General features: G+C 32.5%; 16 protein-coding genes, 1 other RNA gene and 1 pseudogene. 4 read left to right on the top strand and 14 right to left on the bottom strand.

The window, feature by feature from the left end; translation table 11 throughout:
- Window positions 1-211: 211 nt before the first annotated feature.
- Window positions 212-2113 carry a membrane protein insertase YidC gene (gene yidC, locus ACYSNM_RS03690; RefSeq protein ID WP_461755666.1) on the bottom strand — a complete coding sequence of 634 codons (1902 nt, stop codon included), beginning with the start codon at window positions 2111-2113 and terminating at the stop codon, window positions 212-214.
- Window positions 2114-2179: 66 nt separating this feature from the next.
- Window positions 2180-3796: a CTP synthase gene (locus ACYSNM_RS03685; RefSeq protein ID WP_461755665.1), complete on the bottom strand. Its 1617-nt coding sequence runs from the start codon at window positions 3794-3796 to the stop codon at window positions 2180-2182.
- A 278-nt stretch (window positions 3797-4074) separates the two neighbouring features.
- Here ACYSNM_RS03685 and ACYSNM_RS03680 point away from each other — a divergent pair, with 278 nt between their 5' ends.
- Window positions 4075-4731 carry a MarC family protein gene (locus ACYSNM_RS03680; RefSeq protein WP_461755664.1) on the top strand — a complete coding sequence of 219 codons (657 nt, stop codon included), beginning with the start codon at window positions 4075-4077 and terminating at the stop codon, window positions 4729-4731.
- Between the two features lie 297 nt (window positions 4732-5028).
- Window positions 5029-6501 carry an amino acid permease gene (locus ACYSNM_RS03675; protein WP_461755663.1) on the top strand — a complete coding sequence of 491 codons (1473 nt, stop codon included), beginning with the start codon at window positions 5029-5031 and terminating at the stop codon, window positions 6499-6501.
- Window positions 6502-6579: 78 nt separating this feature from the next.
- On the opposite strand, the gene mazG is transcribed toward ACYSNM_RS03675, so the two are convergent.
- The 3 genes from mazG to def all read right to left on the bottom strand — a co-directional run bounded on the left by mazG (window position 6580) and on the right by def (window position 8510).
- Complete coding sequence (gene mazG / locus ACYSNM_RS03670) at window positions 6580-7356, bottom strand: nucleoside triphosphate pyrophosphohydrolase (protein ID WP_461755662.1); 777 nt, start codon at window positions 7354-7356, stop codon at window positions 6580-6582.
- 92 nt (window positions 7357-7448) lie between these two features.
- Window positions 7449-7859 (bottom strand): DUF5606 family protein, encoded by a 411-nt coding sequence (locus tag ACYSNM_RS03665; RefSeq protein WP_461754808.1) that lies wholly within the window; start codon window positions 7857-7859, stop codon window positions 7449-7451.
- A gap of 63 nt (window positions 7860-7922) precedes the next feature.
- Window positions 7923-8510: a peptide deformylase gene (gene def / locus ACYSNM_RS03660; protein WP_461755661.1), complete on the bottom strand. Its 588-nt coding sequence runs from the start codon at window positions 8508-8510 to the stop codon at window positions 7923-7925.
- A gap of 147 nt (window positions 8511-8657) precedes the next feature.
- On the opposite strand from def, the gene ACYSNM_RS03655 reads away from it, so the two are divergent.
- The gene (locus tag ACYSNM_RS03655) at window positions 8658-10940 is read left to right on the top strand and encodes an FUSC family protein (RefSeq protein WP_461755660.1); all 2283 of its coding nucleotides are present in this window, start codon (window positions 8658-8660) and stop codon (window positions 10938-10940) included.
- Window positions 10941-11000: 60 nt separating this feature from the next.
- Here ACYSNM_RS03655 and ACYSNM_RS03650 read toward each other — a convergent pair whose 3' ends face one another.
- On the bottom strand, window positions 11001-12209 hold the full coding sequence (locus ACYSNM_RS03650) for an NAD(P)-dependent oxidoreductase (protein WP_461755659.1): 1209 nt from the start codon (window positions 12207-12209) through the stop codon (window positions 11001-11003).
- A gap of 148 nt (window positions 12210-12357) precedes the next feature.
- Here ACYSNM_RS03650 and ssrA point away from each other — a divergent pair.
- Window positions 12358-12756: a transfer-messenger RNA gene (ssrA, locus tag ACYSNM_RS03645) on the top strand.
- A 308-nt stretch (window positions 12757-13064) separates the two neighbouring features.
- On the opposite strand, the gene ACYSNM_RS03640 is transcribed toward ssrA, so the two are convergent.
- The 8 genes and pseudogenes from ACYSNM_RS03640 to ACYSNM_RS03605 form a co-directional block, all read right to left on the bottom strand.
- Window positions 13065-13538: a hypothetical protein gene (locus tag ACYSNM_RS03640; RefSeq protein ID WP_461755658.1), complete on the bottom strand. Its 474-nt coding sequence runs from the start codon at window positions 13536-13538 to the stop codon at window positions 13065-13067.
- Between the two features lie 452 nt (window positions 13539-13990).
- A complete protein-coding gene (locus ACYSNM_RS03635) occupies window positions 13991-14548 on the bottom strand; it encodes an imm11 family protein (RefSeq protein WP_461755657.1) in 558 nt (185 codons plus the stop codon).
- 306 nt (window positions 14549-14854) lie between these two features.
- Complete coding sequence (locus ACYSNM_RS03630) at window positions 14855-15079, bottom strand: hypothetical protein (RefSeq protein WP_461755656.1); 225 nt, start codon at window positions 15077-15079, stop codon at window positions 14855-14857.
- 259 nt (window positions 15080-15338) lie between these two features.
- Window positions 15339-15656: a hypothetical protein gene (locus ACYSNM_RS03625; protein ID WP_461755655.1), complete on the bottom strand. Its 318-nt coding sequence runs from the start codon at window positions 15654-15656 to the stop codon at window positions 15339-15341.
- A 339-nt stretch (window positions 15657-15995) separates the two neighbouring features.
- Window positions 15996-16646, bottom strand: a complete 651-nt coding sequence (locus ACYSNM_RS03620) for a pentapeptide repeat-containing protein (protein WP_461755654.1) — start codon at window positions 16644-16646, stop codon at window positions 15996-15998.
- 11 nt (window positions 16647-16657) lie between these two features.
- Window positions 16658-16840 carry a hypothetical protein gene (locus ACYSNM_RS03615; RefSeq protein ID WP_461755653.1) on the bottom strand — a complete coding sequence of 61 codons (183 nt, stop codon included), beginning with the start codon at window positions 16838-16840 and terminating at the stop codon, window positions 16658-16660.
- A 92-nt stretch (window positions 16841-16932) separates the two neighbouring features.
- Window positions 16933-17079 (bottom strand): annotated as a pseudogene (locus ACYSNM_RS03610) (RHS repeat-associated core domain-containing protein); the annotation flags it as partial.
- 84 nt (window positions 17080-17163) lie between these two features.
- Entirely contained in the window at window positions 17164-17397 is a 234-nt protein-coding gene (locus ACYSNM_RS03605; RefSeq protein ID WP_461755652.1) for a hypothetical protein, read from the bottom strand.
- Window positions 17398-17441 lie beyond the last annotated feature (44 nt).

Raw genomic sequence — 17441 nt, 5'->3', positions numbered from 1 at the left:
TTCAAAAATCAGAACCACCTTATGGCTCTTAAGTTCTTTAAATCCTACCTCATTTAGAGTTTGAATTACTTATCTAACAACTAGATATAAGGTTACTTTAAGTATAATATTTTACTAGCAGAATAGCGGCTTGTACATTTATAAATGAAAAAAGCCCTTGAAGTAATTTACTTCAAGGGCTTTTTATTTATTTAATAAAGACTAGGTAAGATTATTTCTTTCCTTGTTCTTTTAATCTTTGTTGTTCTTGGGCTTGCTCCATCATCTCTTGCATTTTGCGTTGGAATCTACCTTTTGGACGTTTTTTAGTTTTGTTCTCTTCGATGATAGCTTTAATCTTATCTTCTTTTACAATGTGGTTTTTAATTACATACATAATTCCAATTGTAATAGAGTTAGATACGAAGTAGTATAAACTCAGTCCTGATGCGTAGTTGTTGAAGAAGAATAACATCATCACTGGAGAGATGTAAATCATAATCTTCATTAATTTACCCATATCAGGCATTCCTTCTTGTTGAGGCGCTGACATTTGTTGATCCCCTGTTGTCATCTTCATATAGATGAAGATTGCTATAGAAGCTAAAATTGGGAATAAACTAATATGGTTACCGTAGAATGGAATTGTAAAAGGTAAAGAAATTACCGAATCATAAGACGATAAGTCATCTGCCCAAAGGAAGCTCTTCTGACGTAAAGCAAATACAGAAGGGAAGAATTGAAATAAAGAATAGAAAATCGGAATTTGCAACACTGCTGGAATACATCCTGCCATAGGGTTAACCCCTGCTTTAGAATATAAATTCATTGTCTCTTGTTGCTTTTTCATCGGATCATTCTTAAACTTCTCGTTTAATTCTGTAATCTCTGGACGAATAGCTTTCATCTTAGCTTGAGAAACGTAACTCTTATACGTCAATGGAGAAATCAATAAACGTACAATAATCGTTAAAACGATAATCGCTACTCCATAAGATGGAATAAATGATGTTAAGAATCCGAAGATTGGAATAAATAAGAAACGGTTTAACCATCCAAATATTCCCCAACCTAATGGCATAATCTCATCTAAGTTACGATCGTATGAACTTAAGATTTTGTAATCCGATGGACCAAAATAGAAATTCATATCATAATTCAATTCTCCGTTGCTATAAGCTAAAGGAAACTCTGCATTGAATTCTTTTGTAAACTGAGCATCATCTGATTCATCTGAAGCTAGATTAATAAAAGAAACTTTAGCATCTGCAAAGTTTTTGTCTGTTAAAAGAATTGAAGTAAAGAAGTGTTGTTTAAATGCAATATAACTAACATCTTTAACTGTTTTATCTTCTCTAGAACCACCAGCACCTAAATCATTATCCTTACCATTTTCGTATTCATAATATAAATTAGTATAACGATTCTCGTAAGAAATACTCTTTTCGTTACGGTATCCTTTTAACCACCAATCTACTTTAGGAGCTTTATTTAAATCTACAATTTTATTAAGTCCAACACTACGAATAGAAAAATCTAACATGTAGTTGTTTGGCTTTAATACATAGCGATATTCTAAGTACTGCGTCTCAGAAGCTTTTAAACGCATAGAAAGAACTTGATTCTCTCCTTCTTTGCTTAACTCTGGTTCGAAATATAAATCAGAGGTGTTAAAAACTCTATTATCGTTTGTGTATAGCTCTAAATTAAGACTAGAATTATGGTCTTTAATTAGTTCAACTAATTGACCAGAGTTTTTACTAAAACGTTCAAAGTCGTTAACTGTTACGTTAGATAAATATCCACCTTTGTTAGCAACATGTAAAGTAAGTAAATCACTCTTTAATTCTGTAGTTTCATCTTGTGCAGATGGCAACATAGCACTGTAAGCAAATGAACCTAATGCAGCACGTAAAGCTTCCGAAGCTAAAGAGTCGTTTGCTTGAATGGTGCCTAAAGCTTGTTCAATACTCTTAGTTTGGTTTTCCTTTACTAATTCTTTTTGTGCTAATTCAGCATCTTGTTTCATAGCATCTTGCTCTTTGTTCATGTTATTCAACATCAACCATATAAGCAATCCGGCAATAATAATAAAGCCTACAATACTGTTACGATCTAATTTTTTTTCTTCCATTACTTCTTTTGTAATTGATCAAATGATTTTGAAATTATTCTATATATAAGAGCCTTTTAAAATAAATTAATTGCTTAATTTATTTTGAATGGCAGCTTGTACAAAATTTACAAATAGAGGATGCGGGTTTGCAACTGTACTCTTGTATTCAGGGTGAAATTGAACCCCTACAAAGAATGGGTGCTTCTCTAGCTCCACTATTTCCACTAAACCAGTTTCAGGATTTTTTCCAGAGGTAATTAAACCACCTTTAACGAAATCTTCTAAATATTGGTTATTGAATTCATATCTATGACGGTGACGCTCATTGATTAAATCTTTATTATAGATTTGGTGTGCCTTTGTATTTGGCTCAATTTGACAATCCCATCCACCTAGACGCATTGTACCTCCTTTGTTTGTAATTTCTTTTTGTCCTTCCATAAAAGTAATTACAGGATATTGGGTACTCTCGTTTACTTCCGTAGTATTAGCCCCTTTAAAACCTAACACATTACGTGCAAACTCAATAACAGCCATTTGCATTCCTAAACAAATTCCTAAAAATGGAATATTGTTCTCTCTTGCATATTTTACTGTTTCTATTTTTCCTTCTATTCCTCTTGAACCAAAACCAGGTGCAACTAAAACAGCGTCTAAGTTATGTAACTTATCTGCTACGTTGTTTGCAGTAATAGCATCAGATTGAATAGAAATAATATTTACTTTACATTCATTTTGTGCTCCACCGTGTACTAAAGCCTCTAAAATAGATTTGTAAGAATCTTGTAATTCTACATATTTACCTACAAGTCCAATATTCACAATGTGCTTTGGATTCTTTAAACGGTGTAAAAATGCATTCCATGAAGTTAAATCCGGTGTTGTTTTCTCTGGTAAATCTAATTTTTTAAGAGCTACCTTATCTAAACCTTCTTCTAACATTAAGTTAGGAACTTCATAGATAGTTGAAGCATCAATACTTTGAATAACAGCCTCTGGCTTAACGTTACAGAATTGAGCTAATTTTTGACGAATTTCCGTAGTTAAATCATGCTCTGTTCTACATACTAATATATCTGCTTTGATTCCACTTTCCATTAATGTTTTAACAGAGTGCTGAGTTGGCTTAGTTTTAAGCTCACCTGCAGCTGCTAAGAATGGAACAAGAGTCAAATGTACAACAATTGCATTGTTATCTCCTAATTCCCATAAAAGTTGACGTACAGACTCGATATAAGGAAGAGATTCAATATCCCCTACTGTTCCACCGATTTCTGTAATAACAATATCGTATTCACCAGACTTACCTAAAAGCTGCATACGCTCTTTAATCTCATTAGTGATATGAGGAACTACTTGAACGGTTTTACCTAAAAACTCTCCTCTTCTCTCTTTTTCAATAACAGACAAATAAACGCGACCAGTTGTAACGTTATTTGCTTGAGAAGTAGGAACGTTTAAAAAACGCTCATAGTGACCCAAATCTAAATCCGTCTCAGCTCCATCATTTGTTACGAAACACTCTCCATGCTCATAAGGGTTTAGAGTACCTGGATCCACGTTAATATAAGGATCAAATTTTTGAATAGTTGTCGAGTACCCTCTAGCTTGTAGTAATTTAGCTAAAGATGCTGCGATGATTCCTTTTCCTAAAGAAGAGGTTACCCCTCCTGTGACGAATATATACTTAGTTTGTTTCATTAGTTGTTTATTTGTTGTGTCATTAAGAATAAAACGTGGCAAAACTACAACTTTTCGCTCTATTGTTCTAATTTTAGTTTATCTAAAAAACAGATTAAATTTTATTTTAAAGAAATATTAGCAATCTAAAACATTTACGTTAGTCATTATTAAGAGTTTAGCATATAGCCATTGCTAGGCTATAAAAAGTTCGAATTATTTAATGAAATGTTAAAAAAAAATATTACTTTTAATTTTTTAAATGTAATTATACTTATAATCCTTATTAAAAAACTTTTATGTTCCAATCATTTTTTCAACATTCCCTTACCTCATTTATGACAATATTCCCTGTCTTAAATCCAATTGGGGTGGCTTTTATCGTTAATTCCTTCTTTGGAAACTTAACAGAAGCAGAGCGAAATTACTGTACAAAACGATTAGTATACTTTAGTTTTATACTCTGTGTTATCTCCTTGTTACTAGGTCAATTAATTTTAATGGTATTTCATTTATCTATTCCCATTGTACAAGTAGGTGGTGGATTTTTAATTTGTAAAACAGCAATGGACTTACTAAATGACAAAAAAGCTAGTGATAAAAGTAGTACGGCAGTAGATGATCAAGAATCTATGAGAAGTAAATTATTCTATCCTCTTACCTTTCCAATAGTAGTAGATGCAGGAACTATCTCGGTTATTTTTGCTTTAGCAGCCAGTTCTTACAGTAAGCAATTTGAAGCTACAGTAGAAAACTTTGGTGCTATCCTAGTTGGAATTATACTTTGTTGTGCGCTTTTTTATGTTTTTACCTATTCTGCTTTTAATATTACACAAAGAATTGGGGCAACAGGAGCAAACGTTATTAATAAGATGTGTGCGTTTTTCACTTTTTGTGTAGGATTAAACGTAATTTACGAAGGAATCATGGCTTTAATTAAGACTCATACAGCTTAAATCCAAGACCATACCACATAAATATAGGAGTTTTACTCCACACTAAATAAAGTAGCCATAAAGAGTTAAGCAAAATTTAATTCTCTTTATGGCTATTTTTTTAGAACAATTTGCATTTTAGTCGATATAAATAAGAATTATATTTTTGAGCAATTAGCAATACATTTACATATATCATAAAAATCGTTGGTTTTTACCCTTTCTAAATGCAGTATTACTTAGTAATTAAGTATTTTTATTGCATTTAATTTAATTTTGAAAAGAATATACTTACCTTTGCAGCAAATTAAATAACCAATGAAAGAAAACTCAAACAACACAAAGGTTAAAAGAGCATTAAAAGCCAGACACCTCTCCATGATTGCTATTGGAGGATGTATTGGTACTGGTCTATTTATGGCTAGTGGAGAAGCGATTCGTTCTGCAGGTCCAGGTGGTGCACTTTTAGCATATGCAGCAATCGGTATAATGGTATATTTTTTAATGACCTCTTTAGGAGAAATGGCTACTTATTTACCAGTATCCGGATCCTTTAGTACATATGCCGCGCGATTTGTAGATCCTTCCTTTGGTTTTGCTCTTGGGTGGAACTATTGGTTTAACTGGGTTATTACCGTAGCAGTAGACGTTTCTATCGCCGCAATTGTAATATCCTATTGGGCACCTTTAGCCTTTATACCTACATGGGGATGGAGTTTAATCTTCTTTGCCATTATAGTTGGCTTAAATATGCTCTCTGTTAAAGCTTACGGAGAATCAGAATATTGGTTTGCCTTAATTAAGGTTGTTACCGTAGTTATCTTCCTTATCGTTGGGCTTTTAACCATATTTGGAATATTAGGATCAGAATATATAGGATTTGAGAATTTTACAATAGGAGATGCCCCTATTTTAGGAGATGGATTCTCTTCTCGTTTTCTAAGTGTATTAGGAGTGTTTTTAATTGCTGGATTCTCTTTCCAAGGAACAGAGTTAATCGGAATTACAGCAGGTGAGAGCGAAAATCCTGAAAAAAATATTCCAAAGGCAATCAAACAAGTATTTTGGAGAATATTGATATTTTACATCTTAGCTATATTTGTAATTGGATTAATCATACCTTATACGAGTCCTGATTTATTAGGAGCAGACGTACATGAAATTGCGAAGAGCCCTTTTACATTAGTATTTGAAAAAGCACATTGGGCTTTCGCAGCAGCACTTATGAATGCGGTAATTCTAACTTCAATCTTATCTGCAGGAAACTCAGGGATGTACGCCTCAACTCGTATGTTATATGCTATGGGAAAACAAGGTATGGCTTTCAAATCTTTTGAAAAAACCAACAAACAAGGAGTTCCAGTACTAGCACTAGCAGCAACAGCATTAGTAGTATTTTTAATTTTCTTACTTCAAGCAAATTTTGAAAACGCTGTAGACTACGTTTTAGCTGCCTCAGGATTGACTGGATTTATAGCCTGGCTTGGAATTGCACTTAGCCACTATAGATTCCGTAGAGCTTATGTTGCACAAAACAAAGACGTTAATAAATTAGTATACAAAGCAAAATGGTTCCCTTTTGGACCAATACTAGCCTTAGTACTGTGTATTTTAGTTATAATAGGACAAGACTCTCAATTAATTTTTGAGGGTGTAGTAGATGTAAGAGCCATGTTAATTACCTATATGGGAATACCATTCTTTTTATTCTTCTACATCTATCATAAGATTAAATTTAAAACAAAGCTAATTCCATTAAAAGAGGTTGATTTATCTCAAAATGAGGATTAGAATACCTCCAAAAACTATGATTAAACAAAAAGTGCTCCTTGATTTATTTTCAAGGAGCACTTTTATTTTATAATAAACTTATTCTTTTGTCTTTACTTTTTCCCAATACTCTTCCATTTGTTCGGGGCTTATATCACCTATGGAATGATTATCCTTTTGGGCTAACTCTTCCATAGCACCAAAGCGTCTAATAAACTTCTTATTGGCCAATTCTAAAGCGTTTTGAGCGTCTATACCTATATGCCGAGCATAATTTACCATTGTAAATAAGATATCTCCAAATTCAGCCTCCATATTAGCCTTATGCCCGTTTTGTTGTTCTATATTGAACTCATTGAGCTCCTCTTCTATTTTTAACCATACTCCATCTGTATTGGGCCAATCAAAACCTACCCCACTAGCCTTTTGCTGTATCCTAGAGGCTTTAATTAAGGCTGGAAGTCCTTTAGGAACTCCTGAAAGAACAGATTTATTTCCTTCCTTAAGTTTTAGTTTTTCCCAATTTTGCTCCACTTGCTCGCTAGACTCTACATCTATATCACCATAGATATGAGGATGTCTAAAAACTAATTTATCACTAATAGAATCTGCTACATCTTTAATATCAAAAGCATCCGATTCACTTGCTATTTTAGCATAAAACATAATATGCATTAATACATCACCTAGTTCTTTTTTAAGCTCCTGGGGATCCTTGTCATCTATAGCATCGGCTAGTTCATAAACTTCTTCGATAGTTAAGTTCTTTAAGCTCTGCCAGGTTTGCTTTTTATCCCAAGGACACTTCTGTCTTAGCTCATCTAAAATATCCAATAGTCTTCCAATGGAAGCTAATTTTTCTTGTTTACTATGCATGTTTTTTTTTCAAAGAGTTATAAAAATACAAAAAGCCTAGTTACTAAAAGTATCTAGGCTTGAAAATCTTCTTATATCAAGATTAAATCAGATTATTGAGCTGTTGCTTCTTCTTTGAATGCAGCTTCAATCATTCCTCTTTTTTGAAGAATGTTGTACCAGTTTAAAACTTTTTTGATATCAGAGGCATACACTCTTTCTTCGTCAAATTCTGGTAAAATTTCTCTAAAATAAGTAACCAATGTAGGGTTGTCTTCTTTATGAGAAATAGCCTCTCCGTTGTTTTCTTTTTTTGCAATGTTTTTGAACACTTCAAATAACTTCACTTCGTCACTATATGTATAGATTGAAATTTCTGATAATAAACTTACGTTGTTTCTTAATCCAACTGTGCTCTTCTTACCATCAGCCAAAGATTCTGCAACGAATCCTGTACGAGTCTGCACTAATAACTCATATAAACCTGGTTTTCCTGAAATAGCTAATACTTTTTCTAAACTCATTTTTTCTAAATTTTCACATTAAGAGTTACAAATATCTTAATTTGTAATTAATAAACAACTTATTTATCTACCTTTTTTCTTTGAGAATTTCATTTTATACTCTGTAAAGATTTTTCCTTCCAAAATATTTGTCAACTTCTTTGAAATAAGTTTCTTTTTTAATGTAGATAATTTGTCGGTAAATAAAACACCTTCAATATGATCGTATTCATGTTGAATAACTCTAGCTGCCAATCCGTCAAAGCTTTCTGTATGCTTTACGAAATTTTCATCGTAGTATTCAATAGTAATCTTCTCTTTTCTTTTTACATTTTCGTGTACATCAGGAATACTTAAACAACCTTCATTAAAACTCCACTCTTCACCTTCTTCTTTTAGAATCTTAGCGTTGATAAAAGTCTTTTTAAAGTTCTTTAAAAACTCGATTTCCTCGGCTGTGTTATCCTCCATCTCAGCAAATGGCGCTGCATCGATTACAAATAAACGAATTGCTAGGCCAACTTGAGGCGCAGCCAAACCAACTCCACTAGCAGAATACATAGTCTCATACATATTGCTAATTAATTGATCTAAATTGGGATAGTCTGGGGTAATTTCCTGAGCTACTTGTCTTAAAACAGGGTCTCCGTACCCAACTATTGATAATATCATAATTTTATATTTTCACAAAATTTCAGATTGCAAAATTAGTGAAAAATAAACGAATAATTAATACTTCAAATTATTTTTCGAATTTAATTTGTTTTATATTGCTAGAGAAAATATAAATTCTCACCCCTAGTATTACCTACCTTAATTATGATGCTCAATAAAGCAATTAAGTTTACAGATGACTCCCATTTAGCGGGCGCCCTTAAGATCACTCTTTGTGGAGTTATTCCATTTCTAATATTTATGCCTTATCAAGAGTTTAATTGGGCCTTTGCAATGGCAGTAGGCGCCCTTTTAACAGCTCCTGTAGATATTCCCAGTAATATCAAAGATAAAATAGGTGGTTTACTTGTTGGAGCCTTTACAGTTCCAGCTGTTACCCTTGTATTATCTCTAACTTTAGGGCATTGGTTTTTTTATCCAGTATTTGCTTTTGTGTTTTTCTCCTTAAGCATGATTGCTGTTTATGGACACAGGGCAAACCTACTTTCCTTTAGTGGCTTATTAGCAGCGAGTTTAGGTCTTGCTTACGCTTATGAGGGACAACAGTTATGGATGCACGTATTGATGCTTTTATTAGGAGGCTTATTATATCTAGTGGTAGCTATTATTTTTTATTATGCCCGTCCAAGAAGGTATGGAGTTTTACTAACCTCCGATTGCATGGAGTTAACTTCTAAATATCTGAGATATAGAGCTAATTTGTGGAGTCCCGATGCGGATGTAACTCAGATTACTGCCGAGCAACTTAATATTCAAATCCAATTAAATGAAGTACACGAGAACTTAAGAGAATTTGTAGTTAGAAACAAAGCCAATACTGGAAACTCCTCTAATAACAGAAGACTTTTAGTGGCTTTTACAGCTTTAGTAGAAATCTTGGAGATAGCTGTTTCTAGTTCTTTTGATCACAAACGACTACAAGAACTTTTTAAAAGTGACCCTTCGATTATTAAAAACTATCAAAAACTAGCCTATGGCCTAGCCGATACTATTCAAACTATTGGAGAGTCATTGAACATGGGACTTAAATATGAGATACAAAGGGATTTATTATCGCAATTAGAATCCTTAGAGAAACAATTATCCGTGTTTTCGCATAAGGATACCTCTAAAGACAAACTAGAGGCTATTTTAATGTTTACCAATGTGCTTCATTATGCCCAAGAGCAAATCGATAAGATTATCATATTAGAGAGAACCTTAGTAGAAAAAGTCTTTACAAAAGATGTAGAAACAAATTTTAAGGATTTAGAGAAATTCTTAACCCCTGTTCACTACCAATGGCAAACTCTTGTAGAGAACTTAAACTTCAACTCCACTATCTTTCGTCATGCTACAAGACTTACTCTAACGGTTTTAGCTGGACTTATAATAAGTGAGGTTTTTAATTTACTTAATGGTTATTGGATACTATTAACCATTGTGGTTATTATGCGTCCTGGTTATGGTTTAACCAAACAGCGCTCTTTTGAAAGGGTAATTGGTACAGTAGCAGGAGGTTTAATAGCTTTTGGTTTACTTTATTTGATTCAAGAAAATGTACAAGTACTAGCCTATTTAGTTGTACTCTCCATGATCCTAGGTTATTGGTTTTCCCATACAGACTATAAAGTAGGTGTTACTTTTGTAACCATTTATGTAGTATTGATTTATGGTATTCTATCTCCAAATTTCATGGATTTATTAGTCTACCGAATTATAGATACTTTCATAGGAGCTTTACTAGCCTTTGGAGCCAATTATCTTCTATGGCCCTCGTGGGAATTCCTAAAAGTAAACGTGCATTTAGCAAATAGTGTGAAAGCCAATAGAGAATATGTAAAAGAAATATCTATACTTTATAATGAAAAAGGACAAGCTACTTTACCCTATAAACTAGCTAGGAAATATGCTTTTATCGAAACGGGGAACCTAATGGCTTCCTTCCAACGTATGATACAAGAACCTAAGAGTAAACAAACTCTACGTCCTGAGATTTATGAGCTTGCGGTTTTGAATCATACTTTCTTATCCACTGCTGCTTCCATTGGAGTATATGTACAATCTAGTGAGACTACAAAAGCTTCTGATGCCTTTAATACAGTAACCAATTATATTGATCAAAATTTAAAGCTATCCATTGATTTACTAGAGCAAGAAACTATTCCAACAGAATTAATTTCAGCTAAAAGCAAAGAAGACTACTCCATTAGTATTAACTATTTACAGCAGTTAAGAAAAAAGGAATTAGAGAGAACTTGTGTAGATCAAGAACAGCTTTCTGAATTGATGAAAGAATCAATCTTAGTAATTGAACAATTAAGTTGGCTAGCACAATTATCAGAGAAGATCCTTAAGGCTACAACTATACTTACTCAGAAAAAAAAGGAACATAAAGCATCTAGATCCTATATCTATAGTAGATATACGAAATTCAGTAGGAATTAATATAAAAAAGTGGCGTTTTACTATTGTAAAACGCCACTTTTCTTTTTAAAGTTTTAATCCCTATTCCTTACCTTGAGCGTAATCCTCTAGGTGGTTATATTTATCGGTTAATTTTCCCTGTTTGGTAATAGTAGCCTTTTCTAAAATACCATCTTTATCTTCATTGAAAAACGCAGGTAAAATCTGCTCAATAAAAACATCGCCAAAAGCCTGGGAAGAATCCTCAGGAAGAGCGCATGGTAAATTATCAATAGCCATAACTGTAATAGCAGCTGGATGTTCTAAATCCACTTCCGCATTCTCCCTAGGGTGGTAACCATAGAAAGGTTCCTCTATTGTGGTAGTGCGAATAGTAGCTTCAATTGGCCCTTGATCCACATCACAAGACACATCTCCAATTACTTTAATTTGATTTTTAGCAGAGTTCAGCATTTCTTTACTTAGAATCACTGGAGAACCTTTTTGAAAAAAGTGACCAGTAATTAAAATGTCGGCAACTTGTGCAAAACGCTCAAAATCACTTTCATATAAATCTGGGTTCTTATAAAAATCTTCTTTACTACCTTGCGTATTATCTTTTCGCTTATAATATTGTCCAGCATCTATTTGGGTGTAAACTGGACAGTCGTATTTATTAGAAAGAAACTTATCATAAGGTACTTTCTTTATTTTAGCTCCATCTAATACTTCCATTATTCCTTTAGCAACGTTACTAGTCCCTGTAACTACTATTTTGATAGGTGGAAAAAATTGCTTTTTCAAACGATAAATTAAATCATCTTTGGTTTTAAGAGTCTGTGGCGCAGCCAAAGTAAATAACTCATATTTTAAACCAAAAGCTCTAAGGGTATTATATGCCCCTACAATACCAGCGTATCTACCAAATCCAATGATTCTCTTATTTTGCTGGTTTACGAATGTTTCGTGATCCATTAATGTAATATTCTCTCTTAAGCAGGCCTGTAAAAGCCCGCGATTATGTATTTGCTTCTTTATAGTGTGCGAAAATAGGACATAGGTTTTATTTGGCAAGAGAAATTCAACAGGAATTTCCTTTAATCCTACAATAATATCACATTGTTGCAAATCCTGGCTCACTTGTATCCCTAAATCACTATAGGAATTATCGTCAAAAACCCTAACATCGGAAGATTCAACAATAATTTCTAGCCCCTTAAACTGCTCCATAGCTCTAATAATTTGCTCTGGAGTTAGCGCTACTCTTCGATCTGGTGGCGTTTTTCTTTCTTTAATAATTCCTAATTTCATAATGAATGATTTATTTGGTTAAAGTATAGGCCTGATTATCAAATATAAGCTAATTTGCTGGCGAAAACAAGATTTTTACTAGAGCTAAAATTTTGCTATGAATAAAAATTATCTTACTTTCGCAGCTATTACTACGAATTATTCTAATGGGGTCGATCGGTTTTGACAGCGAGTGGAATTAGTTAGTAAGCACGTCGAGCGTTGTTATGTAGCTCGTAAATATCATGTAACAAACTTTTTACACGGCGAAGAAAACTACGCTTTAGCTGCTTAATCTGAATTACAGTAAGATTTGCTTTTAGTTCTCACTAGGTGAGAAAGCTAAATTCCCTTAAAGAGCCTTTGTTTGCGGCGCTTTGTTGAAGGGAACCGTAATGTAAACATAGATTTGTTTTAGTCTTGACGACAGATCGAAACTTAAGAGACTAAGCTTTTAGTGGCTGTTTTTTGCCTAGCTAAAAGTCGAAAATTAAATAAAAAACTAAGCGTGTAGAAAGCTATCTGATTGCTTGTTTGGACCCGAGTTCGATTCTCGGCGGCTCCACAGAAAATAAAACAACCCCTTGATACCAAGGGGTTGTTTTATTTTAAAGCTTTTTTCGTATAGTTTTATCTTTCAAGAGCTTTTTGCAAAAGAACCATTCCAACATTTCCCAGGGAATGCTTTTTCTTGAAAGGTCAACATTTTGTCTATATAACTATAAGACTCTATTTATATTATTTTCTCTCAATCACATTTCTTTATAAAGTCTCGTATAGCCGTAGTGCGGGATTAGAAACACTTTATTTTCAGTTTAATAATATGTTTATTAATATACAGTTAATGCAAATTTAGCACAATAGCCTGAATTACGCTTATTCTATGTTATGCAAGCGATTTAATAACTTGTTTTGCGTTAGAAATAATTTCAATTTGTCTTTATCTTTCACTGATATTGTCACTTTTTTTCCGTTCTGCTTCTCTATAAATAGACCATATTCTGAATTTGTAATGTAACCCCAACCATATTTTCTAGAATAACGGATTCCCCAACCCAAAAAATCACTCAGTGTGGACAATTTAACAAGTTCGATTGTTTTTACGTCCTCCCAAGCTATTTTGTGTGATGTAAAAGGGGTGAATTTATAAACAATAGAATTGTCATTAATTTTCAAAACAAGCTTTGTAAATGCTAGGAAAACACCGATAAATAAAATACCTATGGCAAAATAAATTAAAGACTTATCCTCTTTATTGTTTAAGGAGTATAATAAGAATACAATAAATTGCACTATAAATATTGCTAAAATGAATTTTGGCATTCCTGTTTTTTCATTAAATGACTTCATATTTTAGTTCTTTAAATATTGATTTTATTGATACATAATTTTCGTAAAAACAGATTGTTAATTCCAGATATCTAGGTTAATCTCATTCAAAGCTGTATTCTTCTAAATTATTATCTCTAATATACTTAGATTCCCAATCATCATAATTTAGAGGAATTTCTATACTAATACCATTATTCCAATATTGATCACCATATATTGAGGTAGCTAAAGAACTTACAACTTTTATAAATACTACCGTTGGTTACGTATTGAGAAACATGGAAAGAACTAAACTGTTTAAAGACCCTATAATGATACAACGATTAGCTAAACTGGATAATATGCAATCCGAAAATAAAACTATATCCTACACGTACTCGATGATTTTATAAAATTCGTGAAGCTTAAAAATATAGCTGGGCTGTAAAGCAATAAAAAAACCGCTTCGATTCAAACGAGTTTTGTTGTTTCTAAACATCTTTGTAAATAGAATGCCCCTCATCTATAAAATTAACACCTTTCAATCCCGCATCCTCACAATGCTTTTTAAACTCTTCAGTGATTATAATATATGATTCGTGTTCTTCCATCCGCACAATACTCCTTGACCCTAATGAGTTTGGAATAATAAAAAGTTTCATTATTTTTAGTGTGCCATAAGATGTGTTTTCTGTGACACTCCTTTTTTCATCTAAACAGGGAAGTATATTTAGAATATTTATGGCGAAGAAATGATTATTCTTATTGCCTTTGGAATCTATAATTTCGGCATTAAAAAAATCAATTTCGCTATTTTCCAAATTTGAAAATAATTCTTTAAACTTTTGGCTTACTAATGGAGGACCAATGGTTGGCAACAAGTCGTAAGAATCAATATAACTATCTATCTTATCTACTTCATATCGCAGTACATCATCAGTCTCAATTTTTGTACCCTCTGTAAGGTCATATTGAGAGATGACATTTTGATCATCACTATACACAAAGGATATATCCCTTTTATAAAAATCAGAAAATTGAAAATACATATTACTTTTTTTTAATGACATCCTATTTTTTCTTGCCTTAGCCCTTGAGGTGTTTTTCCTCTTAGGTTATCAATTGCATCAGCGTACTGTTGTTGAGTCCATTTGTTCTTTTTACCTGTACGGGCTATTGCGTCTAACTCTGCTTGTATGTAACATAATCATTATTCCAACCATGACGAATACTTCTTACTGGATGTACTCCTGCATCTTCTCTTAATATGAAAACATTTTCAATATAAGACAAATCAGTTAAACATACTGATACACTATCATCAGAATCTACCCAATAAAAAGAATATATTCTCTTTAAAAATGATCAAATGGGTTTCCATACTCTTTTAATTTATTAAATAAATTTTCACCATTTGTTTTAATACCATCTCTATACTCCTCAGGCAATTTCTTTTCATATTTGGTTAGCCACAGGTTATATAATTCTTCCCATTTAGCAATTTGACTTTTTTTAATCAAAAGATTGGCATCTATACGATATCGCTCACACAGAAAAACAAGTATTTCAATTTCTGCCAATATTGCTAATCCAACATCACTGTCCTTTTTATAAATATCACATATTTTTTCTAATCTATTTCTTACTTTTTTAAATAATCTACCCCTTCAATAACTGCTGTATCATTTTCATAAACTTTACATCCAAAAATCCTTGTTTTCATATTTTTTTATTTTTCATATTCTTTTTTAACTCCTTTAGGCTTGACATATATCCTGTCAACGAAATCAATCAAAGGGTCTGTACTTTTTTTCTTCCCACCAACTGTCCAACGATCGCCTATTCTACCCTACACCTGTTTACATTTAATAATCCTGCTTTTGCTAATTGATCTTCAATTGACAATGATTTCATTTGATCTGATGTAAGTCTCTCATTAATTCTATTTCGTATTGATGCTCCCTCCATAGACCTTGCTTGATCATGATTTAAACCTTCAGCTAAAGTCTCCATATGGGCAAAAACTTTCACTCTTTCATGTTCTGATAAGCGATCTAAAGCAGTCCTACTTGTTATACCATAATACACAACATTGCCATTCTTGTCTAATAATTGATATACAAGTTCATCCAACCCAAACACATCCAAGCATCCCATAGGATCTCCTGCATACCTATATAGTGTAGGGTTACTACCTGCAAGACCGATTGTGTCTTGGCTGATGTAGTCCCCTTTTCTAAATCGTACTAACGCAAGCGGTTGTAGGCTAAGCCTGTTTAACTCCTCTTTTATATTTTTAAAATAAGGAGTCGTTGAATGCTAAAGCATTTCACTATCATAGCTCTGTTCCTTATAAAGATAGACAAAAACAAAAAAACAGTAGTAAATTATCTCTACTACTGTTTTACAATAAATATACTCTTTTGAATATTCCTTCAATTTTTTCACCACTATTTAAAGAACAATACCTCTTCTTCCCAATCCCTTAAAAAAATCTTATAATCCCATTGCTCTAGATCTATTCAAAGTCATCTTATCTTTTGAACCAGTAGAATAAATATTATCTACATCTGTATAAATCTTGTATAATAACTTTTCAAAAGTATGTCCATTTGGAGGTAAAGAAGTAGATAAATCACAATTTTCAAATGAAACAAATTCTTTAAAAAAGCAATTAGAAAAATCTACATTTTTCAAGCATGCTTTAGGGTCAGGATTAGAATCATAAATCCCATTAAAACTAATATCCTCCAATGTACCAGTAAACTTACAATTCTCAAAAGTACTATCATTAAATCTAACTCCTTTTATTTTCATATCTAAAAATTGGCAACCTTTAAAGATTGATGAAAACAGAGGTATTTTAATATTACATTTTTTAAAAATACAATTATTCAATAAAACTTTATTGCTAATAACATTTGTCCCATGAAACTTTACACTTTCAAAATGACAATCTTCAAAATATCCATTCTCATAATTCTTAACATCATCAAAAATAGTTCGAAAGAACAAACATCTTATAAATTTCACATTATACAAATGTGCACCATTAAAATTAGTTTTTGAAAAATCACATCCTTCAAAAGTAATGTTTTCTATTCTACTATTTTTTTCAAAATCTATTCCTACAAATTTTTTTTCCATGTATAATGATTTTAATCCCAATATTGTTTTGCATTAGCATTATATCTATCTGGACCAAACTTTCCTCTAGCAGTTACTGAGAGACCTAATCTAGCGTCATTTTCAACTTTTTGTTTAAAAATTGTATCTATTTGAGTTCCCATATACTTTTGTCTCTTTGACTCTGCTCTATTATTTGACCTTTCTATAGACATGACCTGTTTTTCTGTTAAGATAGCTTCTTGTCTTGCAGCATCAGCATGTGCTTGTAACTTTTTTTAACTTCTGCTTCATAACTACTGCTACTCTACCCAAACACATCCAACCATCCTGTAGGATCTCCTACATATCCATATAGCGTAGGGTTACCTCCTGCAAGACCTAGCGGGTCTTGACTGATAAAGTTCTCTTGTTCTGGATCGTAATAACGAAAACGGTTGTAAGCATGTCCTGTCTCGCGATCGTAGCTCTATCCTTGATAAAGGTAATCAAAAACAAAAAACCAGTAGCAAATCATCTCTTCTACTGCTTTTTACAATTATTCATCATCTACTAGGACATAATACAATCTATCAAAAAAATCTTCAAGACTGGTTTCTATTAACCATAAGTTTTGATATTTTGCCTCCTCAGGCATCACTTCTCCTGTTTCTTCTAAATAATCATTTACATCAAATTCACATTCATGATTTAAAAAATAAGCCCTCCCATAATCATGATCTTGTAAACTAACAAGAATCTTATTTTCTATACCATCTGCACCGGTTGACACTTCTCATCGTAATGAATTACCATATCACCTTCTGAGTTATATAC

The sequence above is a fragment of the Myroides sp. LJL116 genome, assembly GCF_054871685.1.
This window is presented reverse-complemented; position numbering and strand designations above follow the sequence as displayed.